20 protein-coding genes are annotated in these 23,165 nt (G+C 67.2%); 10 read left to right on the top strand and 10 right to left on the bottom strand.

Annotation, left to right across the window (positions count from 1 at the left end; translation table 11 throughout):
• Window positions 1-21: 21 nt before the first annotated feature.
• Window positions 22-654, bottom strand: coding sequence for a LemA family protein (locus H7A86_RS04180; RefSeq protein WP_119130933.1), 633 nt, complete (start codon window positions 652-654; stop codon window positions 22-24).
• Window positions 655-912: 258 nt separating this feature from the next.
• Window positions 913-1,293 carry a diacylglycerol kinase gene (locus H7A86_RS04175; protein WP_119130764.1) on the bottom strand — a complete coding sequence of 127 codons (381 nt, stop codon included), beginning with the start codon at window positions 1,291-1,293 and terminating at the stop codon, window positions 913-915.
• 320 nt (window positions 1,294-1,613) lie between these two features.
• Here H7A86_RS04175 and H7A86_RS04170 point away from each other — a divergent pair, with 320 nt between their 5' ends.
• Window positions 1,614-2,315 carry an SGNH/GDSL hydrolase family protein gene (locus tag H7A86_RS04170; RefSeq protein ID WP_104649655.1) on the top strand — a complete coding sequence of 234 codons (702 nt, stop codon included), beginning with the start codon at window positions 1,614-1,616 and terminating at the stop codon, window positions 2,313-2,315.
• Window positions 2,316-2,545: 230 nt separating this feature from the next.
• Here H7A86_RS04170 and H7A86_RS04165 read toward each other — a convergent pair whose 3' ends face one another.
• The 3 genes from H7A86_RS04165 to H7A86_RS04155 form a co-directional block, all read right to left on the bottom strand.
• Window positions 2,546-3,817, bottom strand: a complete 1,272-nt coding sequence (locus H7A86_RS04165) for a sensor histidine kinase (RefSeq protein ID WP_119130763.1) — start codon at window positions 3,815-3,817, stop codon at window positions 2,546-2,548.
• Between the two features lie 144 nt (window positions 3,818-3,961).
• Window positions 3,962-4,675, bottom strand: a complete 714-nt coding sequence (locus H7A86_RS04160; protein WP_002811889.1) for a response regulator transcription factor — start codon at window positions 4,673-4,675, stop codon at window positions 3,962-3,964.
• 104 nt (window positions 4,676-4,779) lie between these two features.
• Window positions 4,780-5,448, bottom strand: coding sequence for an arylesterase (locus H7A86_RS04155; RefSeq protein WP_180708127.1), 669 nt, complete (start codon window positions 5,446-5,448; stop codon window positions 4,780-4,782).
• Window positions 5,449-5,557: 109 nt separating this feature from the next.
• On the opposite strand from H7A86_RS04155, the gene H7A86_RS04150 reads away from it, so the two are divergent.
• From H7A86_RS04150 to H7A86_RS04120, 7 genes are all read left to right on the top strand, one after another.
• Complete coding sequence (locus H7A86_RS04150) at window positions 5,558-6,157, top strand: ABC transporter ATP-binding protein (protein ID WP_119130762.1); 600 nt, start codon at window positions 5,558-5,560, stop codon at window positions 6,155-6,157.
• Window positions 6,154-8,637 (top strand): ABC transporter permease, encoded by a 2,484-nt coding sequence (locus H7A86_RS04145; RefSeq protein ID WP_119130761.1) that lies wholly within the window; start codon window positions 6,154-6,156, stop codon window positions 8,635-8,637. Before H7A86_RS04150 ends, H7A86_RS04145 begins: the two co-directional genes overlap by 4 nt.
• A gap of 195 nt (window positions 8,638-8,832) precedes the next feature.
• Complete coding sequence (locus H7A86_RS04140) at window positions 8,833-9,750, top strand: TauD/TfdA dioxygenase family protein (protein WP_119130760.1); 918 nt, start codon at window positions 8,833-8,835, stop codon at window positions 9,748-9,750.
• Between the two features lie 85 nt (window positions 9,751-9,835).
• A complete protein-coding gene (locus H7A86_RS04135; protein ID WP_119130759.1) occupies window positions 9,836-10,882 on the top strand; it encodes an ABC transporter substrate-binding protein in 1,047 nt (348 codons plus the stop codon).
• Window positions 10,883-10,885: 3 nt separating this feature from the next.
• The gene (locus H7A86_RS04130) at window positions 10,886-11,725 is read left to right on the top strand and encodes an ABC transporter ATP-binding protein (RefSeq protein ID WP_115676154.1); all 840 of its coding nucleotides are present in this window, start codon (window positions 10,886-10,888) and stop codon (window positions 11,723-11,725) included.
• Window positions 11,722-12,606, top strand: coding sequence for an ABC transporter permease (locus tag H7A86_RS04125; protein WP_119129651.1), 885 nt, complete (start codon window positions 11,722-11,724; stop codon window positions 12,604-12,606). Before H7A86_RS04130 ends, H7A86_RS04125 begins: the two co-directional genes overlap by 4 nt.
• Window positions 12,607-12,792: 186 nt before the next feature.
• Window positions 12,793-13,146 carry a DMT family protein gene (locus tag H7A86_RS04120; protein ID WP_024938302.1) on the top strand — a complete coding sequence of 118 codons (354 nt, stop codon included), beginning with the start codon at window positions 12,793-12,795 and terminating at the stop codon, window positions 13,144-13,146.
• Between the two features lie 403 nt (window positions 13,147-13,549).
• On the opposite strand, the gene H7A86_RS04115 is transcribed toward H7A86_RS04120, so the two are convergent.
• The 5 genes from H7A86_RS04115 to H7A86_RS04095 all read right to left on the bottom strand — a co-directional run bounded on the left by H7A86_RS04115 (window position 13,550) and on the right by H7A86_RS04095 (window position 19,044).
• A complete protein-coding gene (locus tag H7A86_RS04115) occupies window positions 13,550-14,473 on the bottom strand; it encodes a DUF6607 family protein (RefSeq protein WP_119130758.1) in 924 nt (307 codons plus the stop codon).
• Window positions 14,474-14,501: 28 nt separating this feature from the next.
• Complete coding sequence (locus H7A86_RS04110) at window positions 14,502-15,134, bottom strand: ChuX/HutX family heme-like substrate-binding protein (RefSeq protein ID WP_119130757.1); 633 nt, start codon at window positions 15,132-15,134, stop codon at window positions 14,502-14,504.
• A 5-nt stretch (window positions 15,135-15,139) separates the two neighbouring features.
• Entirely contained in the window at window positions 15,140-17,371 is a 2,232-nt protein-coding gene (locus H7A86_RS04105) for a TonB-dependent hemoglobin/transferrin/lactoferrin family receptor (protein ID WP_119130756.1), read from the bottom strand.
• A 152-nt stretch (window positions 17,372-17,523) separates the two neighbouring features.
• Window positions 17,524-17,763, bottom strand: a complete 240-nt coding sequence (hemP, locus tag H7A86_RS04100) for a hemin uptake protein HemP (RefSeq protein ID WP_024938306.1) — start codon at window positions 17,761-17,763, stop codon at window positions 17,524-17,526.
• 312 nt (window positions 17,764-18,075) lie between these two features.
• Window positions 18,076-19,044, bottom strand: a complete 969-nt coding sequence (locus H7A86_RS04095) for a potassium channel beta subunit family protein (RefSeq protein ID WP_115676145.1) — start codon at window positions 19,042-19,044, stop codon at window positions 18,076-18,078.
• A gap of 1,351 nt (window positions 19,045-20,395) precedes the next feature.
• Between H7A86_RS04095 and H7A86_RS04090 the strand changes: the two genes are divergently transcribed.
• A complete protein-coding gene (locus tag H7A86_RS04090; protein ID WP_016903833.1) occupies window positions 20,396-21,694 on the top strand; it encodes a NupC/NupG family nucleoside CNT transporter in 1,299 nt (432 codons plus the stop codon).
• Window positions 21,695-21,771: 77 nt separating this feature from the next.
• A complete protein-coding gene (locus H7A86_RS04085; RefSeq protein ID WP_104584613.1) occupies window positions 21,772-22,728 on the top strand; it encodes a ribokinase in 957 nt (318 codons plus the stop codon).
• The last annotated feature ends 437 nt before the right edge of the window (window positions 22,729-23,165 follow it).

Genomic DNA, 23,165 nt, shown 5'->3' with positions numbered 1-23,165 from the left:
ACTCCTGCCTGGTAAGCGCTGTTACTGCGCAGGCTGCGGTTGCTGCGAGGGCTGTTGCTGCGGCGCCTGCTGGTTGCCGAAATCCACCTGCGGTGCGCGTGAGATCTGCGCCTCGTTTTCCACGCTGAAGTTGGGCTTGGGCTGGTAGCCGAAGATCTTGGCGGTGATCACCTGCGGAAACGAACGGATGTAGGTGTTGTAGTCCTGCACCGTCTGGATGTAGCGACCGCGCGCCACGGTGATGCGGTTTTCGGTGCCTTCCAGTTGCACCTGCAGATCGCGGAACGACTGGTCGGATTTCAGCTGCGGATAGTTTTCGCTGACCACCATCAGGCGCGACAGCGCGCTGCCGAGCTCGCCCTGCGCCTGCTGGAACCGTTTCAGCGAGGCTTCGTCATCGGCATTGACCTGGATCTGTCCGACCCGCGAGCGCGCGTTGGTCACTTCGGTCAGCACCTGACGCTCCTGCTGGGCATAGCCCTGCACGGTGCGCACCAGATTGGGAATCAGGTCGGCACGACGCTGGTACTGGTTCAGCACCTCCGACCAACCTGCCTTGACGCCTTCTTCCTTCTGCTGGATCGCGTTGTAGCCGCAACCGGACAGCGAGACGGTCAGCATCAGCAACACCAGGGCGCGAATCAGGACGGGCATGCAGGCGATTCCGTTGAAAGAGAGCCGCAGCATGCCACGCGGCGAGTCAACCCGGCATGCACATGCGCCCGCCAGGCAGCTGATCCCGGCCAGATGCGAGAAAGCCTGCAACCGCGGCAGTCACCGCGGGCTCCGTGGCGGCCGCCACGACCGCCGGCGCGCTCTGGTGCGTCGCTCGCACGAACGTCTCCACCTTCGCCGATCCAATCGCCTGCAGAAGCTGATCGGCGGCTGTGGCCTGCGCAGACGCACGGGCCGTCAGAGCCACCGCGGCAGCAGTATCAGTCCCCAGCAGAGCAGCACATTGATCAACAGCAGGAACACCGCCGCCGAACCCATGTCCTTGGCGCGGCCGGCCAGCACATGGTGCTCGGGGCCGTAGCGCTCGATCACCGCCTCGATCGCCGAATTCAGCAATTCGGCCGCCAGCACGATCAGCAATGGCGCCACCAGCGCGATACGTTCCAGGCCGGACTGGCCGAGCCACAGCCCCAGCGGCGACATCACTGCCGCCAGACACACCTCCAGCCGAAACGAGGATTCATGCAGCCATGCCGCGCGCAATCCCTGCCATGACCAGATCGCCGCCTTGAGCATGCGGCGCGGACCGCGCGGCACGTGTCCCAGTTGATCGGCCATGCGGTCAGTGCTTCCGGCCGCAAGGGCATGTCTGGGGACGGCTCGAACGCATGGCGGGGTCACTGCTGAGGAAAGTGCGAATCTTGCACCGTCGTGCAGCGCGCCGCCAGGGCGCTGCCACGCGGCAGAACAGCTGGCGTTGGGCCTGCCGGGCCGTCAGGTGCTGCCGCATGGCGCAATCTTCGCCACAGCGTCGGTGCAGGCACGGCGAGGCGATCTGCACGCACGGCGATCGCAGGCGCTGGAAGCCCATGGGTTTGCCCTGCGCTTCCAGCCTGTCGCACCATGATGGCCCGTTTTACTGTTGCAGGTTCCTTCGCATGACCAAACATCCCTTGCGCACGCTGCTGTGCGCCCTTGTGCTGTTGTCCGGCCAGCTACACGCCGCGACCCCGCACACCACGCCGCAGATACCGGCGCAGGTGTCCAATGCCGCCTGGGAAGCGGATATGCAGCGCTTCGCCGACAGCGACGCACAGCAACCGCCCCCCAGGCACGGCATCGTCTTCGTCGGCAGCTCGTCGATCCGTTTCTGGGACACGCTGGCACAGGATTTCCCCGGCATGCCGGTGATCAATCGCGGCTTCGGCGGGTCGGAAGTGCGCGACAGCACCTGGTACGCCGACCGCATCGTGATCCCGTATGCGCCGCGCCAGGTGGTGCTGTATGCCGGCGACAACGATCTCAACAGCGGCCGCACGCCGCAGCAGGTCCGCGACGACGTGCTGGCATTCGTGACGCGCATCCGCCGCGATCTACCCAGCGCGCGCATCAGCTACCTGTCGATCAAACCCAGCCCCTCGCGCGCCCATCTGCTGCCGGCGATCGTGACCGCCAATCGCCTGATCAAGGACGCACTCGCGCCGCTGCCGCAGGTGGACTACGTGGACGTCTACACGCCGATGCTCGATGCCACCGGCAAGCCACGTGCCGCGCTGTTTCGCGATGACATGCTGCACATGACCGCCGATGGCTATGCCATCTGGCGCAAGGCCGTGGCACCGGTGTTGGAGCAGAAGTAACGCTTGGCGGGTCGATCTGGCGTCGCACTCGCCAGATCAACCCATTGCGTCACCGATCCCGCAGAGGCACCTGGCGTCTGCGGCAGATCGGCACGGCACGCAGCCTCGTTGCCATGTGGTGGAAAACAGCAGCATCGGTAGCCGCAACCGGCGCCCTGGGCGCGTGCGGCGCATCTCCCTGGTCAGTGGCAGATTGCAGGCACCCATATGCCGCTACGGCCACTACTCCCTCAGGCCACCACCACCGCAACCGAGGTGCCGACACCGGACTCGCTATGCAGTTCGATCCGCCAGCCGAAGCGATCGCACAGCCGGCGCACGATCGACAGGCCCAGCCCGGTGCCCTGCGGGCGGGTGGGATCGGCGCGGAAGAACGGCTCGAACGCGCGCGCGCGCGCCTCTTCGCTCATGCCGATCCCGGTATCGCGCACGATGATGCGGTCCTGGGTGACTTCCACCTCGATGCTGCCGGTATCGGTATAGGCGCAGGCATTGCGCAGCAGGTTGCTGAGCACCACGCGCATCACCCGCGGCGGGGCGAACATCTGCAGGCTGCGGTCACCGACCATCGTCAGGGACACCGGCTTGTCGCCCAGCAGCTGGCGGGCGCTATCGAGTTCCTCGCTGGCCAGTTCGGCGGCATCGAAGGTCTCGCTTTGCGGGTCGATCTCGGCTTCGCGCGCCAGGATCAGGAAGGCGTCGATCACCGCTTCCATGTCACGGCCGGCGCGCTGGATCCGGCGCAGGCTGCGCTGGGTGCGTTGCGACAATTCGTCGTCGGCCAGCGCCATGTCGCTGGCCACCCGGATCACCGTCAGCGGTGTGCGCAGTTCGTGGCTGGCATCGCGGGTGAAGTTGCGCTCGCGCGCGACATGGTCGCTGACCTTCTGCCCGAGCGTATGCAGGGCAGCGGCCAGCTGCCGCGTTTCACCCTGCAGGTCGGCGGGCAACCGCTCCGGTGCCAGTTCGTCGACATCCGGGTTGCGCGGGTCCCACTGCGAGACGCGCCGTGCCAGCCAGCTGATCGGCGACACCAGGCGTTTGGAGATCCGGTAGGTCACCCAGAACACGCCATAGATCGCCAGCAGCACCAGCATCGCCGGCACGATTCCGAACCAGAGCGTCAGATGGGCCGCACGCGAGCGTGGGAACACCAGGTACAAACGCCCTTCCGGACGTTGATCGACGTACACCAGGGCATCGGCGGCAGCCACTTCGCTGAAGCCTGGCGACAACCGCTGCAACTCCGCCGGCGCCGTGTCGCGGCCCTGGCCGGCAGGCAAGAAATAGCCCTGGATATTGCGTGTATTCGGCGGCGGGTTGTTCGGTGCGTCCTTGTGCACGCGCCAGAAATGCACCGCCTCGTCGGCCAGCACGGTCCGTACCAGGCTGTACTTGATGACGAAGGACAGCAGATAGCCACCCAGCACGATCGCCAGGCTCGCCAGAGCGACCTGCAGGAGGAAGGCCAGACGTATTTTTCGTGGAAGCCCGTGCGGCATTGCTGCATCCAGGGGAGAGCGCCGGATTATAGGCAACGCTTCCGTAAGCCCGTCGTGCAGCCAGACGGCAGCGCGCGGAAACGAGCGGCGCGTGGGCGCCTACAGGAGGTGGCCGGCCGCCAGCATGGCGGCCGGCCGGCGACATCAGGCCATCGGCTGGGCGATGTCGGCAATGCGATAACCGGCGCTCTGCACGGTGTGCAGCAGCGGGCGATCGAACGGCTTGTCGATGATCTTGCGCAGGTTGTACAGATGGCTGCGCAGGGTGTCCGAATCCGGCAACCCGTTGCCCCAGATCTCGCGCTCGATTTCCTGGCGGGTCACCACCCGCGGCGACTCGCGCATCAGGATGGTGAGCAGCCGCAGACCGATCGGCGAGAGCTGCAGCTCGGTACCGGCGCGGGTGGCGCGCATGCTGACCGGATCGAGCACCAGGTCGGCGACCTTGAGCACTTCCGACCCGACCTGGCGGCGCTCGCGACGGATCAGGGCACGCAGGCGCGCTTCCAGTTCCTGGATCGCGAACGGCTTGGTCAGGTAGTCGTCGGCGCCGAAACCCAGGCCGGTGAGCTTGTCGTCCAGCGTATCGCGGGCGGTCAGCATCAGCACCGGGGTGGACTTGCGTGCGTCGTTACGCAGGCGGCGGCACACTTCGATGCCGTCCAGACGTGGCAGCATGAGATCCAGCACGACCACGTCGTAGCTGTTCTCGGCGGCCAGACGGTAGCCGTCGAGTCCGTCCTGCGCATAGTCGACCTCGAAGCCACGGCCTTCCAGGTACTCGCCGATCATTTCAGAGATATTGCGGTTGTCTTCAACGACCAGCACGAGGCCGGACGTTTCCTTGGTCTGACGCATGGACTTTCCTCGGTCTTCAGCTTTGTGAAACATGCCGGATCGGCAGTGGAAAGGGCGTGAAGACCATCTAACGTTTTGTGACGGCGGGCGTTGCCCGCCGGCCGTCAACGGCCGAGCAGGGGGCGCAGCGCGGGCCACACCGTTTCCAGCACCCTGGGCTGGGCCGTGGCAGTGGGATGCAGGCCGTCTGCCTGCATCAGGCCTGGCTGCAGCGCGACCTTTTCCAGGAAGAACGGCACCAATGCGGTCTTGTACTGGCTGGACAGGTCGGCATAGGTCGCCTTCAGGCGTTCGCGATAGGCGGGGCCATAGTTGGGCGGCACATCGATGCCGAGCAGCAGCACCTTCGCGCCGGCCTGCTGGCTGAGCTGGATCATCTTTTCCAGGTTGCCCTTCAGCTGGGCCGGGGTCAGGCCGCGCAGCGCATCGTTGCCGCCGAGTTCGATCACCACCACGCCGGGGTGGTGCTTCTGCAGCAGGCCGGGCAGCCGCGTCAATGCACCGGAGGTGGTCTCACCGCTGATGCTGGCATTGACGACCGCCGGTGGCGTCGCCATGTCACGCTTGAGGCGTTGGTCCAGCAAGGTGACCCAGCCAGACTGCACCGGGATGTTGTGCGCAGCGCTCAGGCTGTCGCCGACGACCAGGATCGGGGCGGTCGCCACCGGACTTTTGGCAGAGGCAATTCCCGGCGCGAGCAGGGACAGTGTCAGCAGCCACAGGACCAGCACGCCATATCGCAGTGTTCTTTCACGCATTCGGAGATTCCTCATCGACAGTCTGGCCCCCCACTCCAGTACCCGCATTGCCATCGACGTCCGCGACGTCGGCAAGTCCGTCAGTGGACCGGAGGGAACACTCCACATCCTCGACAAGGTCAGCTTGACGGTCAGTGAAGGCGACAGTATCGCCATCGTCGGCGCATCCGGCTCGGGCAAGACCACCCTGCTCGGCCTGCTGGCCGGGCTGGACCTGCCCAGCCGCGGCAGCATTGCGCTGTCCGGCCAGGAGTTGGGGCAGCTGGACGAAGAGGCCCGTGCCGCCTTGCGCGCGCGCGAGGTGGGCTTCGTATTCCAGAGCTTCCATCTGCTGCCGGCGCTGACCGCCGAAGAAAACATCGCGCTGCCGCTGGAACTGGCCGGGCGCGAGGACCCGGCGCGGGTACGCGAGGTACTGGAGGCAGTCGGCCTGAGCGCGCGTGCGCGCCACTACCCGCGCCAGCTGTCCGGTGGCGAGCAGCAACGCGTGGCGCTGGCACGCGCATTCGTGGCCAGACCGCGCATCCTGTTTGCCGACGAGCCCACCGGCAGCCTGGACCAGACCACCGGCGTGCAGATCAGCGACCTGTTGTTCGCGCTCAACGCCACCAGCGACACCACCCTGGTGCTGGTGACCCACGACATGACGCTGGCGCAGCGTTGCAAGCATATCTACCGCATCGACAGCGGCCGCCTGCACGCCCAGACCGGTCCGGCCGCATGAACGTGCTGCGCCAAGCCGCACGCGCGGTGCGCCGCGAGTTCCTGGCCGGCGACCTGCTGACCGTGTTCGCCGCGCTGGTGCTGGGCGTGGCGGTGATGACGGCGGTTGGCACGCTGGTCGATCGGGTGACCCTGGCGCTGACCTCCAGCGCGGCCGAGGTGCTCGGTGGCGATATGGGCGTGACCGGCCGCCAGGAAATCCCGGCCGACTTCGCTGCCGAGGCACAACGCCGCGGCCTGCAGAGCACGCGCATGGTCAGCTTCCCCAGCGTGCTGTTTCACGGCGAGGCCAGCCAGATGGCCAATATCCGCGGTGTTGGCGCGGGCTACCCGTTGCGCGGGCAGTTGCTGGTGTCCAGGGACAGCGCCGGCATGCAGGGCACGCCTGCGGGCGCACCGCCGCCGGGCCAGGCCTATGCCGATCCCCGCCTGCTGGAGGCCCTGGGCCTGCGCGTGGGCGAACAGCTGGAGTTCGGCGCCGGCCACCTCACCATCACCGGCGTGCTGCGGGCCGAACCGGATGCGTCCGGCGAGCTGATGCAGCTGTCGCCACCGCTGCTGGTCAATCGCGCCGATATCGACGGTGCCGGATTGCTTGGCCCCGGCAGCCGCGCTTCGTACCGGCTGATGTTCTCCGGTGCGCCCGATGCCATCGCCGAACTGCGCGCCTGGCTGAAACCGCGCGCCAGCGAATTCCGCCTGGTCGGCATCGAGGACACCCAGCGCGGCATGCGCGCAGCGTTCGATCGTGCGGGGCGCTTTTTGGCTTTGTCGGCCTTGCTGGCGGTGCTGTTGTCCGGTGTGGCGACCGCATTGGCAGCGAACCGCTTTGCGATGCGCCGGATCGACACGGTGGCGGTGCTGCGCTGCCTGGGCGCACGCCAGCGCGACATTCTGGCGATGCTGTCGCTGCAATTGCTGCTGACCGCGATTCCGGCCTGCCTGGTCGGGATCGGGCTGGGCATGCTGGCGCAGGAAGGCCTGGTGCAGGCGCTGGGCAGCCTGATCCCGGACCGGCTGCCGTTGCCGCAGGCCACCCCGGCCCTGGCCGGTGCAGGCATCGGCCTGGTGCTGTTGCTGGGCTTCGGCCTGCCGCCGCTGCTGCGGCTGCGCAACGTGCCGCCGATGCGTGTGCTCAACCGCAGCTTTGCCGCGGTGCCGCCGAGTTCCCTGCTGGTCTACGCCGCGGCATTGGCGGCCACGCTGGCGCTGACCGTGTATGCGACCGGCAACCTGGTGCTGGCCGGCTGGGTGCTGGGCGGGCTGGCCGCACTGGCGCTGGTGGCGATGGCACTGGGGCTTGGCCTGCTGGCCTTGCTGCGGCCGATCCAGCACCGCCTGCGCGGCGCCTGGAAGCTGGGCCTGGCCTCGCTGACGCGGCGCCGCGGTCTGAGCGTGGTGCAGCTGGTCGGGCTGTCGCTGTCGTTGTGCGCGCTGCTGCTGCTGGCGGTGGTCGGCCCCGGCCTGCTCGGGCAATGGCGCGATCGCCTGCCGGCGGAGACGCCCAACTATTTCCTGATGAACATCCAGCCCGAGCAGACCGGGCCGGTGCTGCAGACGCTGCGCGGCCTGGGCGTGGACGATGCGGCCGTGGAGCCGTTTTCGACCGGGCGGCTGGTGGCGATCAACGACAAGCCACCGCTGCGCGGCGACCGCGATCCGGCCGACGATGGCGACGGCGACAACCGCCCGGTCAACTTCTCCTGGCGGCACGCATTCCCGCCGGCAAACACCTTGCTGGAAGGCAGATTCTGGGCGGCCGACAGCACTGCGCCGGAGGCCTCGGTGGAAGAAGGCTGGGCGCAGCGGTATCAGCTCAAACTCGGCGATCGCATCACCTTGCTGCTGGGCGAGCAGCAGCGCAGTTTCACCGTCACCAGCATCCGCAAGGCCGACTGGGATTCATTCCGGGTCAATTTCTTCCTGCTGCTCAACCAGGGCGCGGTCGGCGATGCGCCGTACAACCTGATTTCCAGCTTCCATCTGCCGCCCGGCAATGCGCCCAGGCTGGCGTCGTTGAGCCGCGACTACCCCAACATTTCGGTGCTGGATATCGATGCCATCCTCGGCCGGGTGCGCGAGGTGATCGACCAGGTGGCGCAGGCGGTGCAACTGGTGATGGGCTTCAGCCTGCTGGCCGGTGTGCTGGTGCTGCTGGCAGCCCTGCAGGCCACCGCCGGCGAGCGTCGCTATGACAGTGCGGTGCTGCGCACGCTGGGCGCGCGGCGCGGCCAGTTGCGTGGTGCGGTGCTGGTGGAGTTCGGCGCGCTTGGCCTGCTGGCAGCGACACTGGCGGTGACCGCCGCGGCGGTGATCGGGGCGGTGGTCGGACAGAAGGCGTTCGAGATTGCATTGACGCCGGATTGGCCGCGCCTGCTGCTCGGCGGCGCGTTTGGCCTGGCGTTGAGCCTGCTGGCCGGTTGGTCGGGCACGCGCCGCATCCTGTCCACGCCGCCGGCGCTGGCACTGCGGACCGACTGAGGCCGGGTTGGCTGGACACGTGAGCAGGGCGGCGCGCAGGCGTCGCCCTTTTGCATTCCGTCGCACCGGTGCATATACCGGCAGCGCATAAGCACCTTGCCAATCGTACGTTCGCAGCGGCGAGCGGACTGCCTACAGTGGTGTGTCCGGCCGCCGGCCCAGGCGGCCCTTCGTTGCCGTCGAGGTGCCACCGTCATGGCCAGCGTCCCTTCTGCTGCACGTGCGCAGCCGCCGCGCGATGCGGTTTCCGCCGAACACGCTTCCAGTGTCCGGATCGTGCCGTTCGATGCCCCGCTGGGCGCCGAAGTGATCGGCCTGGATCTGTCGCAGCCGCTGGATGCGGGGACCTTCGCGCGCATCCACCAGGCGCACCTGGACTACCACGTGCTGGTGTTTCGCGAGCAACGCATCACGCCGGCACAGCAGGTCGCTTTCAGCCGTCGCTTCGGCCCGCTGCAGATCCATGTGTTGCGCAATTTCCAGTTGCGCGGGCATCCGGAGGTGCTGGTGGTCTCCAACATCAAGGAAAACGGCAAGCCGATCGGCCTGGGCGACGCCGGCCACTACTGGCACTCGGATCTGTCCTACAAGGACACCCCCAGCCTGGGATCGCTGCTGCACGCGCAGGAACTGCCCAGCGAAGGCGGCGACACCTTGTTCGCCAACCAGCACCTGGCCTGGCAGACCCTGCCCGACGCGCTCAAGCAGACGGTGCAGGACCTGCGTGCCGAGCACAGCTACCTGGCCAAGTACGAGGAGCTGCGTGCGCGCAATCCGTGGCGCCCGGCGCTGACGCCGGAACAGATCGCCGAAGTGAAACCGGTGCAGCATCCGGTCGTGCGCACGCACCCGGAAACCGGCCGGAAAGCGCTGTTTGTCAGCGAGCATTTTACCACCCGCATCGTCGGCCTGCCCGACGACGAGAGTGCCGCGCTGCTGCAGGCCCTGTTCGACCACAGCACCCGCGATGCCTTGGTGTACCGGCATCACTGGCAGCCGCACGACATGGTGTTCTGGGACAACCGCTCGGTCATGCATCTGGCCGCCGGCACGCCCGATCACCTGCGGCGCCGCCTCAACCGCACCACCATCGAAGGCGATGCGCCGTTCTAGCCAAGGTGCCGCCTCGCGCACGGTTTACAGCGCGTGATGCGCTGTGAAACGCGCCATCCCCTCCCCCTCCCGACTGGAGCGCCGCATGCGTCTGACCGTCACCTCTCACGCGCGTCCGCAGCGCCGACGCGTTTCCCGGCGTATTGCGCTGCTGCTCCTGGCCGCACTGCCGTTGCTGCACACCGCACAGGCACAGGCCGAAGGAAAGCTGCGCATCGCCAAGCAGTTCGGCATCGTCTACCTGCTGCTGGACGTGGCGCAGGATCAGAAGCTGATCGAGCAGCAGGGCCAGGCGGCCGGCGTGGACATCGACGTGCAGTTTCTGCAGCTGTCCGGTGGCGCGGCCGTCAACGATGCCCTGCTGACCGGTTCGATCGATATCGCCGGTGCCGGCGTCGGGCCGTTGTTCACCATCTGGGACCGCACCCATGGCCGCCAGAACGTGCGCGGCGTGGCATCGCTGGGCAACTTTCCGTACTACCTGATCAGCAACAATCCGCGCATCAAGTCGATCGGCGATTTCACCCCGCAGGACCGCATTGCGGTGCCGGCCACCGGCGTGTCGGTGCAGTCGCGTTTCCTGCAGCATGCCTCGCAACAGCGTTGGGGCGACAAGGGCACCCATCAGCTGGATCCGCTGCAGGTCGCCTTGCCGCATCCGGACGCGGCCGCAGCGATCATCCGCGGCCGCACCGAGATCACCGCCCACTTCGCCAGCCCGCCATTCCAGGAGCAGGAGCTGGCGCGCAATCCGGCCGCGCACATCGTGACCAGCTCCTACGAGATCGAAGGCGGCCCCTCGTCGGCCACCGTGCTGTATGCCACCGAGAAATTCCGCCGCGACAATCCCAAGACCTACCGCGCCTTCGTCGCGGCGCTGGACCAGGCTGCGCGCTTTGTCACCGCCCATCCGGAGCAGGCGGCGGATATCTTCCTGCGTCGCAATGGCTCGAGCATCGATCGCGCGCTGGTGCTGCAGATCCTCAAGGACCCGAAAGTACAGTTCACCGTGGTGCCGCAGAACACGCTGGGACTGGGCAAGTTCATGCAGCACAGCGGCGCGATCAAGCAGACGCCGGGCAAGCTGGGCGACTACTTCTTCGACGATCCGCTGATCGCGGGCGGGAGCTGAGCGATGGCCACGCCCACACCATTGCTGCAGGTCGACCACGTCAGCCTGGAATACGCCTCCGCGCAGCGCGTGGTGCGTGCCACCCACCGCGTGCGTTTCGACGTGCATGAGGCCGATCGCTTCGTGCTGCTGGGGCCGTCGGGTTGCGGCAAATCCACCTTGCTCAAGGCGGTGGCCGGCTTCGTCACCCCGCGCGAGGGGCAGATCCGCCTGGATGGCAACGCGGTCACCGGACCCGGACCGGACCGGGTGGTGGTGTTCCAGGAATTCGACCAGTTGGCGCCCTGGAAGACCGTGCGCGAGAACGTGGTGTTCGGCTTGCGCGCCGCCCGCAAGCTGTCGCGTGCCGAAGCACGTGAACGTGCCGACGACAGCCTGGCGCAGGTCGGGCTGAGCGCGTTTGCGCAGGCGTATCCGCACACCTTGTCCGGCGGCATGAAGCAACGCGTGGCGATTGCGCGCGCGTTGGCGATGCGGCCGCGCGTGTTGTTGATGGACGAACCATTCGCCGCGCTCGATGCGTTGACGCGTTCGCGCATGCAGGAGCAGGTGCTGGAGCTGTGGGAGCAATCGCGCTTCACCCTGTTGTTCGTCACCCATTCGATCGAGGAGGCGTTGGTGGTCGGTAACCGCGTGCTGTTGTTGTCGCCACATCCGGGCCAGGTACGTGCCGAGCTCAACGCGCATGCGTTCGGCCCGCACAGCGCCGGCAGCGTGGCGTTCCAGCAGACCGCGCAGCGGATCCATCGGCTACTGTTCGACCTGCCCGACGACACCCTGGACGATGCCAAGGTCGCGCCATTGCGTCGCCCCGCCGAGCGCCAGCGCGAGGTGCTGCCATGAGCGGCGGCAACGCCACCGCGCTGCCGCCATTGCCACCGGTGCGGGCCGAGTACGAAGTGGCCCTGCAGCCGCTGGATCCCGCATTGGTTGCAGCCGCCGCGCCGACGCGCTGGCAGGCACCACCGTGGCTGCGCAAGGCGCTGGTGCTGGTGGTGCTGATTGCGGTGTGGGAGATCGCCGCACGCGTGGTTGGCGACGATCTGATGCTGCCCAGCGCGCTGCAGACCGCACGCGCGTTCTACGACGGGCTGCTCTCGGGCGAGTTGTTGCGCCGCGTGGGCGCGTCGCTGCGCGTGCTGGCGCAGGGCTACGCGCTGGGCGTGGTGCTGGCCTTCGTGCTGACCGCGCTGGCCGCCTCCACGCGCTGGGGCCGCGACGTGCTCGGCACGCTGACAGCCATGTTCAATCCGCTGCCGGCCATCGCGCTGCTGCCGCTGGCCCTGCTGTGGTTCGGCCTGGGCACCGGCAGCCTGGTGTTCGTGCTGGTGCATTCGGTGCTGTGGCCGCTGGCGCTCACCACCTACGCCGGCTTCCAGGCGGTGCCGGAAACCCTGCGCATGGCCGGGCGCAATTACGGGCTGCGCGGGCCGCGCTACGTGGCGCAACTGCTGATTCCCGCCGCGCTGCCGGCGATCCTGTCCGGGCTGAAGATCGGCTGGGCCTTCGCCTGGCGCACCCTGATCGCGGCCGAACTGGTGTTCGGCGCCACCTCCGGCCAGGGCGGCCTGGGGTGGTACATCTTCCAGAACCGCAACGAGCTGTATACCGACCGGGTGTTCGCCGGCCTGGCGATGGTGATCGTGCTGGGCCTGCTGGTGGAGGGCGTGGTGTTTCAGGCCATCGAGCGGCTGACCGTGCGCCGCTGGGGCATGCAGCGCTAGCGGGATGACCACGGGAGCCCGGGGCGCCGCGATGCCTGGCCAGTCGCTTTGCCTGGCCACGCTGCAGATGAACGTGCCGCGCCGGCCACCAACGGCCTGAGCCCGCGTGCCGGGCTCATCGGCACGGTCGCGTGCGCTTAACGGGCCTGGCTTATGCTGCCGGCCCCTTTCCTGCCGCCTGCCGTCATGCCTACCGCTCCTTTCACTGCCTATCTGTATCCGGTGCTGTTGCTGATCGCCAGCAATGTGTTCATGACCTTCGCCTGGTACGGGCACCTGAAGTACAAGAGCACGCCGCTGATGATCGCCATCCTGGTCAGCTGGGGCATTGCGTTCTTCGAATACTGCCTGCAGGTGCCGGGCAACCGGCTGGGCAGCGCGGTGTATTCGGCGCCACAGCTCAAGGGCATGCAGGAGGTGATCACGCTGCTGGTGTTCGCGGGCTTCTCCACGTTCTACCTGGGCCAGTCGTTGAAGTGGAATCACTGGGCCGCGTTCGGCTTGATCCTGGTCGCGGCATTTTTGATGTTCAAGGAATAACGACCAAGCGCCGTCTCGCCGGTAGGAGCGCACCAGGGCGCAACCTCGCAGGAGCGTCCCGTTCGAGACCTCGCGTGAGCGTCCCGCGGCGCGATGGGCCTTTTCGGGAATGCCACGTCGCGCCCGGGTGCGCTCCTACGGCATGCGGGTGGCTAGTTCGCGGGTTCGACCCACTGCGCGAACACCGCGTCATGCTTGGTTTTCGGATGCAGGCCGGGGCGGCGTGTCGAGCAACCTGGCCCAGCGCGTGCGCACCTTGGCCCCATCGCTCTGGGCGCCCTTCCAGCCGTCTCGCTGGTAGGAGCGCACCCGGGCGCGACCTCGCAAGAGCGTCCTGCGGCGCGACGGGCCTTCTCGGGAATGCCACATCGCGCCCGGGGGCGCTCCTAGGGAATGCGGACGCCTAATTCGCCGGTTCGACCCATTGCGCGAACACCGCGTCCAGCTGCGCGTCGTTGACCCGCTTGCCGTCCTGCACCGCCTCGGCCTGCTGGAACATCGGCATGATCATCGCCATGCCGTCCGGCTTGGTCTTCAGATGCACGCCCGGCGGCGTGTCGAGGAACCTGGCCCAGCGCGTGCGCACCTTGGCCCAGTAGCCCTGGGTGCCCTTCCAGTACGCATAGGCCGGGGCGAAGTCGACCTCGGTGGTCTTGCGGTAATCGTTGAAGCCGAACTCGCGCGCGATCGCTTCCTGGCTGCCGTCGGGTTTGCGCAGCACCTTGGTGTTGAACTGTTCGTGGGTCCAGCCGTTGGGCGTGAGGGTGTGGCGATTGATCACCGCGAGCGCGTTGTAGTCGCTGCGCTTGGTGTACTCGCGGCGCGGCAACGGGCGCCAGCTCAGATCGCTGGTCCAGGTGGGATGGCCGTCGGCGTAGTCCCAGCGACCGGTGCCGCAATAGCGCGGCGCGTCGCTGACCTCGTAGACGCACTGAGTCCAGGCGCCGGTGGTCACTGCCGGCGGCAGCGCATGCACCGTCCAGGTCTGATCGGCGCTGAACTCGAACCGCTGCGGCGCTTCGTAGATCCAGTCCTGCCGCCAGTGCTTGGTCACATGCTTGCTTTTTTCATCCACCAGCAGGTGCTGCAGCACCAGCTTGCGCGGTGAATCCTCCACCACGATTACCACTTCGCTGGCGCCGCTGCGCATGGCCGACGCACGCTCGTAGCCGGGCTTGAGCAGCACCGTTTCGTCGAAGGCAAAGTCCACCGCGTATTCGCCCTGCATCGCCAGGATGCTCTGGCGATCGCGCTGGACGTCGGCGGCGGCGATCAACGGCAACAGGCTCAGCGTCACTGCGATGCAACGGGGAAACAGTCGGCTCATTCGGAACTCTCGGGAGTGTTGGAGACCGTCAGCGGCGCAGGCGCACCAGCGCCGTCGTCATGTCGGATGGGTTGGTGTTGCTGGATGTGGCGGAGGCCGTGCGCAAGGCGGCAGCGCGTGCGCAGCAGCAATCGTCCACCGCCACGCGTCCGTCGATGCCCTCCTCGCGTGCCAGGCGTGCGGCAACCTCGGCGCCCAGCGCCGACACGCTCGCCAGGCTGGCGACAAACGGTTGCTCGCCGGTGGCGGCGGTCTGCAGCCACAGCGCGCTCAATCGCCACGCCTGCCCCCGCATGCGTCCGGCCAGGCGACGCCACAGCCGCTCCCCGACGCCCAGCTCATGGGTTTCCACCGGCAGCGGCGGCAGGCGCGAGACCAGGCGATCCCAGACCAGGAAGTCGCTGTCAGGCAACAGGCAGATCCGCCAGCAGCACTGCCCTTCGGCATCGAAGAACCAGATGCTTTCGCGCACGCCGTCGCTGTCGACCTGCCGACACGCCGCCGCATCCACCGCGTGCTGCCAGCCGTCCAGTTCGTTGCCCAAGGCAGGCCGATACAGACACAGCACCGTGCCCAGCGCGGCCAGCTGCTGCGGCCGCGGCAACGCGGCGCGGGTGGCACGTGCATGCGACAACGACGGCAGCGGGCGGGCGATGGGCATGGCCGCTACCAGCTCACTGCCAGGCTGACCGAGGCGGTACGCCCGGCGCCGGTGAAGCGGTCGAGCACCGTGCTGCTGGCCAGCGTGCCGTTGGGCAGCGCGTTCCAGTCCACGTAGCGGCGGTCGGCGAGATTGAAGATGCCGGCGGTGACCTTGGCACCGGGTGCGAACTCCCAATGCCCCATCAGGTCCAGCGTGGCGTAGCCGGCCGGGGTGTAATAGCTGTCCAGCTGCGGGCGACGCTTGCGTGCGACGAAGGTGCCGATCAGCTCCGCGCCCCAGCCATCGCTGTCGAAGGCCAGGCCGAGCGTGCCGCGCAGCGGGTCGACCGAGTTGAGCGGGGTGCCGTCGGTGAGGTTGTCGCCTTCCGAATACGCCACGGCGCTGTTGAGCGACCAGCCCTGCCAACCGGCCAGGGCGCCCAGATCGATCCCGCCGCGCGCTTCGGCGCCCTTGATCACCACATCGTCCACGTTGCGCGACTGGAACAGCATCAGCCCGTCGGCGTTGAAGCCGGCCGGCGCATAGGATTCGATGAAGTTGCGGTAGTCGGTGTAGTACACGCTGACGCCCAGATAGCCGATGGCATCATTGAAGCGCAGCCCCAGCTCGCCACCGCGGCTGGTTTCCGATTTCAGGTCCGGATTGGCGATGGCGGTGTAGCGCGCCTGCAGGTTGGTGAAGCCGATATTGACGTCGTTGTACGGCGGCGCGCGGAAACCGTGCGCGTAATTGGCATAGGCCGACCAGGCGTCCGAAAACCGCCACAGTGCACCGAACTTGGGAGAGACCTGGGTCTGGTCGATGGTCTCGGCGGCAACGCCGGGATTGTCTTCGCGGAAGATGTCGTCCACCTGCGGCGACAGCCGGAAATAATCCACGCGCACGCCCGGCGTCAGCGACAGCTTGCCATCGAACAGGCCGATCTCGTCCTGCGCATACAACCCGAGCTTGGTGGTCTGGCTCTTGGGGAAGTCGCGCACCGGAAACACATCCTGCCCCACGCGATTGGTGATGGCGCCATTGGCCAGATTGACCGAGTAGCCATCGCGCTTGGCGCGGGTGTCGGTCCAGGTACCGTCCAGGCCATAGGTGATGGCGTGACCGAGCGTGCCGGTGTCGATGGCCTTGTGGGCGTTGACCAGCAGGCCGTACACGCGCTGATCGAAGTTGTGTTCGTTATGCCGGCGGGTGTTGTTGCCACGCAGTTCGTCGGTGCGCTGCAGGCTCTCGCTGTCCTGGCGATACAGCTGCCACTGCAGGTCGTCGGCCAGCGACCAGCCCAGCGCATCCAGTTCGTGCCGCAGCGAAACGCGCGCACGGGTCTGATGGTCGCGCCCGTCCTGCGACAGGATGCGCAACGATGGGGTGGTCACACGCGGGTCGATGCCGGTCAATGCCTCGATGCTGCCGTAGTCTTCGTTGCCTTCCACGGTGAGCTTGAAGCGCTGCTGCGCGCTGGGCGCGTACACCAGCTTGGCGAGCACGCTGCGGCCATCGATGCGCTGCGGGTTGGCCGCGGTACGGCTGACATCGCGGCTGCGGATGTCGCCCTGGTTCTGCGCCTCCTGGCCCTGGCGGTGGCTGACCGCCACCATGCCGCTCCAGCGTTCGCCGCCGAACGCACCGGTGGCACCGGCGAACAAGCCGTTCCAGTCGCCTTCGTAGCCGAACTTCAGGCCGACATAGCTGTGCCTGTCGGCGCCCAGGTAATCGGAGGGGTCCTTGGTGACGAAGGCCACCACGCCGCCCAGGGCGTCGGAGCCGTACAGGGAGCTGGCCGGCCCGCGCACCACTTCGACGCGCTTGAGCGTTTCCAGATCGACAAAGTTGCGGTTGGCGTTGAGGTAGCTGCCGAAACTGAAGGTGTCCGACACCGGCACGTTGTCGACCAGGATCGCCACGCGGTTGCCATCCAGCCCGCGGATGCGGATGCCGTTGGCGCCGCTGAAGCGGCCGCTGGTGCTGGTGACCGACACGCCCGGCGTGTAGCGGAACAGATCCTTGAGCTCGCGCACCAGTTGATTGTCCAGTTGCTCGCGGTCGATCACATCCACCGTGCTCGGCACATCGACCAGGGCGCGCTGGGTACGGGTGGCGGTGACCTGCAACCGGCCGAAGTCGTGGACACCACGCGCGGCGTCACCACTGGCGGCGAGGTCGGCAGCGTGGGCACACGACGAAACGGCAGGCAGCGCAAGCGACAGCGCGACCACCAGCGGATGCAGGCGACTCATCGGGAACCCTTGAAAGGACATTCCCGGCAGCGTGTGCTGCAGACAAGGCCGCGGCCGGCCGCCGGGGAACAGCGTGGGGTGCGCGGACGGCGGCGGCAACGCCCGCGACAGACGGTCCGACCCTGCGCAAGGCGCGGATCGGAGCAAGGCGCTTACTTGGTCAGGATGAGCTTGTCGTTGCTGGTATGGCGCAGGCGATAGACGCGGTCGCCATGCTGGATCAGCACTTCGCGACGGCCCTTGAGCAGCGCCTCGCTGCTGATGAGGTCTTCTGCTGGGACGGCACGCGGAGCAGCGCGGTCGCGCAGGTTGACCGGTTCGGAGCGGAGCAGCACGGGATGAGCGGTCATGATCTGGATCTCCAGTCGGTTGGCCAGACAAATAATAACCATTCTCATTTAATGATCAAGAGCCATTCTCATCTTCGCCACACGATCTTTGCATGGACTGAACATTTTCGATTCACAAAACCTATCGGAGTATTCCAGCCAAGCCATCCAGCGCTGTCTTCTGCGCGATGATCGCGGCTCGATCACATCGCTCTGGCATGCGTTTCTGGTCGAGCGAGAAGCAGCCAGCGCCTGACGCCACAGCGACCTGGCCGGCGTGCACGACAGGGAAGACGCAGCCTCACCGGCTCGGTCGGCTAGCAAGACAAAGCCGACAACCTTGCAGCCGCACCACCCCCAGTGCGTGGCGTGCTCTTAGCGCGTTACCGCCTCCACCTGCGCCCAGCCGGCGGCATCGACCTGGGTCAAGGTGTCCAGCGCGCCGAGATTTTCTTCCAGCTGGGCCACCCGGCTGGCCCCCAGGATCACCGTGGATACGTGCGGGTTGCGCAGGCACCAGGCGATGGCCAGGCGTGCGGGCGACTGGCCCAGCTCGGCGGCCAGTGCACAGAACGCGCGGGCGCGTTCCAGGCGGCGCGCTTCCGGCGCGCCCAGCACTTCGTCCTGCAGCCAGTGATTGTCCGGTTGGCCGAGGCGGCTATCGGCGTCTACACCGGCGTTGTACTTGCCGGTCAGCAGGCCCGAGGCCAGCGGCGACCAGATCGTGGTGCCCAGCCCGCCCTCGCACAGCGGCGCGTATTCGCGTTCCAGCCGGTCGCGGTGCAGCAGGTTGTACTGCGGTTGCTCCATCGACGGAGCGTGCAGGTGTTCCTGCTCGGCGATGGTGATGGCCTCGCGCACCTGCTCGGCGCTCCACTCGGAGGTACCCCAGTACAGCACCTTACCCTGGCGGATCAGGGCATCCATGCTGCGCACGGTCTCCCGGATCGGCGTGTCCGGATCGGGCCGATGGCAGAAGTACAGGTCCAGATAGTCCACCCGCAGGCGCTTGAGTGCGGCATGGCAGGCGTCGGTGACATGCTTGCGCGACAGCCCGCGCTGGGTCGGGCGCGGGCTGTCCACCGCGCCGAAAAACACCTTGCTCGACACGCAGTACCCGTCGCGCGGCAGGCGCAGGTCGGCGATCACATCGCCCATCACCTCTTCGGCGCGGCCGCGTGCGTAGACCTCGGCGTTGTCGAAGAAAGTGACGCCGTTGTCCCAGGCGGCGGCAATCAGGTTGCGCGCTTCGCTGCGCCCGATCTGCTTGCCGAAGGTGACCCAGGCCCCGAACGACAGGGCCGACAGCTGCAGCCCGGTGGACCCCAGACGACGGTAATGCATTGGCACACTCCAACAACCTCCGCGGCGCCCTGCCCCGGATCGGCGTGCGCAGTGTAGGACGTGGTGCTGCCGGCGCGACAGGCTTGCGCGGCATCCATGCCGCTCAAGGTCCCACGCCGACACCCGCGCAAGCACCACCAGTTATTGTCGGTTGCGGAAAGAAAATGCCGAGGGCCCGGTGGTCTGCAAGTCTTTCGGAGCGTCACCATCGCTGGCGACATGACAGTAGATGGATGGCTTACTGACTACATCGGCCACGAAGTCCACGGGCATTAACACCTGCTTGACGCATTGCTTGCCAATCAGCGGCGGCAATGTTGGGAGCGTGGTGTCGCGTCCGGGGGCGGGACCGTGTGCCGGCATGGATGCCGCCACCGAGTCTCCAGGGACGGATTTATGGCGTGTCCCGACACCGGATGCGACGCCGCGACGCCGACCGACCCTGCGCATGAGGTCTGCCGGTGCTACGTGGAAGCTTCGGTTTACGGCGGGCGCTTGCACGCGTACCGGCGTGGGACACGCCGCAAGTACGTCCATGTAGGCTCTGGCGCGGCATCCATGCCGCTCAAGGTCCCACACCGGCACCCGCGCAAGCACCACCGGTTGCTGTCGGTTCCGGAAAGAAATGCGAACAGCCAGATGAGCTGCACGTTCTTCCGAGCGCCCATTCCTGGCGGCGTGACAGCAGATGGATGGCTTACCGATTACATCGGCCACGGAGTCCACAGGCATCGACACGTGCTTGAAGCCTTGCTTGCCTATCGGCGGCGGCAATGTTGGGAGCGTGGTGCCGTGTCCGGGGGCGGGACCGTGTGGCGGCATGGATGCCGCCACCGAGCCTCCAGGGATGGATTCACGGCGTGTCCCGACACTGGATGCGGCGCCGCGCCGCCGACCGACTCCGCATACCGATCATTCTTGTGCACCACATCTAGAGTTCCACGCGAATGCTTCGGTCTGCTGCGGGCGATTGCGCGCGTACCGGCGTGGGACACGCCGCAAGTACGTCCATGTAGGCGCTGGCGCGGCATCCATGCCGCTCAAGGTCCCACGCCGGTACGCGCGCAAGCACCACCGGTTTTCGTCGATGGCTGAGGGGAAAAGCGGCGGCCGGTCGGATGATCGCGCTTCGGGGCGCGGTCTTTGCGGGCGACGCACGGGCAGCGAATCGATGCCCCCGATCCATGACCTTGCGCAAGCGCGGCTCGCCCGCCCGCGCGCAGGGAACTGCCCGCGCCCGCCCTGGCTCGCCTGCGGGTCAACGGGCGGGGCCTGAATGCTGCTCGCCTTGCCCGCGGTCACCCCCTGCTCTAGGCTTCTCGTTTTGCCGTCAGCAGCCCCGGGGATTGGAATGGTCGAAGGTTTGGGAAGGATCGGTTTCGGCCTGTTCGGTCTGGCGGTGCTCATCGGCATCACCTGGCTGTTTTCGAGCAACCGCCGCGCGATCGACTGGAGGCTGGTCGCCACCGGTCTGGCGCTGCAGATTTCGTTCGCCGCGCTGGTGCTGCTGGTGCCGGGCGGACGCGATGTGTTCGATTCGCTGGGCAAGGGCTTCGTCAAGGTGCTGAGCTTCGTTAATGAAGGGTCCACCTTCATTTTCGGCAACCTGATGAACATCGACAGCTACGGCTTCATTTTCGCGTTCCAGGTGCTGCCCACCATCATCTTCTTCTCGGCGCTGATGGGCGTGCTCTACCACCTGGGCGTGATGCAGGTGGTGGTCCGCGCGATGGCCTGGGCGATCACCAAGGTGATGCGCGTGTCCGGCGCGGAAACCACCAGCGTGTGCGCCAGCGTGTTCATCGGCCAGACCGAGGCGCCGCTGACGGTGCGCCCGTACATCCCCAAGATGACCCAGTCCGAGCTGCTGACGATGATGATCGGCGGCATGGCGCATATCGCCGGCGGCGTGCTGGCCGCCTACGTCGGCATGCTCGGTGGCAGCGATCCCGCGCAGCAGGCGTTCTACGCCAAGCATCTGCTGGCCGCCAGCATCATGGCCGCGCCCGCCACCCTGGTGGTGGCCAAGCTGCTGGTGCCGGAAACCGGCACCCCGCTGACGCGTGGCACGGTCAAGATGGAAGTGGAAAAGACCACCAGCAATGTCATCGATGCGGCCGCGGCCGGCGCCGGCGACGGCTTGCGGCTGGCGCTGAACATCGGCGCGATGCTGCTGGCCTTCATTGCGCTGATCGCCCTGATCAACGCACCGCTGACCTGGCTGGGCGAGATCACCGGCGCTGCCGCGCTGCTGGGCCGGCCGACCAACCTGTCGACGATCTTCGGCTACGTGCTGGCGCCGATCGCCTGGGTGATCGGTACCCCGTGGGTGGACGCGACCACGGTCGGCTCGCTGATCGGGCAGAAAGTGGTGATCAACGAGTTCGTCGCCTACAGCGAACTGTCGCGTATCGTGAAGGGCGAAGTGCCGGGCGTGGGCCTGAGCGCGGAGGGTCGGCTGATTGCCACGTATGCGTTGTGCGGCTTTGCCAACTTCAGCTCGATTGCGATCCAGATCGGTGGCATCGGCGGGCTGGCACCGGAACGCCGTCACGATCTGGCCAAGTTCGGGCTGCGCGCGGTGCTGGGCGGTTCGATCGCCACGTTCATGACCGCTACCATTGCCGGTGTGCTCTCGCATTTCGGTTGAGGGGCGCGGGTTCATCGGTGTGACGGTCTAATCGCCGCACGCCACGTTTCATTCAGTCATTCAAGTCAAGGGTATTTATGAGTTCGGTCGTCGTTGTCGGGTCCTTCAATGTCGATCACGTGTGGCGCTGCGACGTGCTGCCTGCGCCGGGCGCCACCATCGCCGGTCGCTACAGCACCGGCCCGGGGGGCAAGGGCTTCAACCAGGCGGTCGCGGCTGCACGTGCCGGCGCCAGGACGCACTTTCTGTGCGCGCTGGGCGACGATGCCGGCGGTGCGCTGGCGCGCTCGCTGGCGGCGCACGACGGCTTCGCACTGATCGCCGAGCCCAGCAACGAGCCGACCGGCACCGGCGGGATCTACGTCGACGCGCACGGCCGCAACACCATCGTGATCGGTGCCGGTGCCAATTCGGTGCTGAGCGCTGCATTCGTGGACAACCAACGCGCACTGGTGGCCTCGTCCAGCGTGTTGCTGGCGCAGCTGGAATCGCCGGCGGAAACCATCGAGTCGGCGCTGGCACTGGCACGCGAGTGCGGCGTGCTGACCGTGCTCAACGCCGCACCGGCCAATGCACCGACCTCGATCGGCCTGCTCAAGCTGTCGGATGTGCTGACGCCCAACGAAACCGAGTTTGCCGCCCTGCTCGGCCGCCACGTCGGCGAACGCATCAATGCCGACGATGTGGCGGCGCTGGACGGCAACACGCTGCATTCGCTGTGCCGCAAGCTGTTGCCGGGCGGTACCGTGGTGGTGACGCTGGGATCGGTGGGCGCCTTCATCTCGCACGCCGAAGAACAGCTGCGCGGCGACACGGCCGCGCATTATCGGGTGGGCGCGGAAAGCGCGCAGACCGTGGACACCACCGGCGCCGGTGACGCCTTCAACGGCGCGCTGGTGGCCTCGCTGGCACAAGCGCCGACTGCCAGCTTCATCACCCACGTGCGCTTTGCCACCCGCTACGCCGCGCGCTCCACCGAAGTGGAAGGCGCCGCCACCTCGATGCCGCGCATGGCCCCCGAACCGGCCGTGTGATCCGCGCGCTTCAGGCAAACAACGAAGGCGACCGCAGCGATGCGGTCGCCTTCTGCGTTCAGGGCGTCGGCCATGCCCACCAGACTGGTTTGATCCGCGACCGGCATGTCGAGGCCTGTCCATCGACGGAGGCTGCGAGCCCCGCTGCGCCGGCGCTTCGATCTTCTTCATCTGATAGCAGGCTGGGCGGCGGCACCAGGCGTGATGCAGCGTCGGGCGCCCTACCCTCATCCGGCGCTGACGCGCCACCTTCTCCCGGCGGGAGAAGGAATAGAAGCCCCTCTCCCGTCGGGAGAGGGGTTGGGGTGAGGGGACGGTCAACCAGCAATCTTGCCGCTGCCCTCGCTCTACCAGTCACGCGACCCGCGCAGCAACCGCGCAAGACCGAAAGCCGAAAACGCTCTTCCGACTCCCGAATCGGGACTCCCGACTCCCGA

It is taken from the genome of Xanthomonas euroxanthea (assembly GCF_903989455.1).
Lineage (GTDB): Bacteria > Pseudomonadota > Gammaproteobacteria > Xanthomonadales > Xanthomonadaceae > Xanthomonas > Xanthomonas euroxanthea.
Note: the sequence above shows the minus strand (reverse complement) of the source record. Positions and strands in the feature narration are given on the sequence as shown.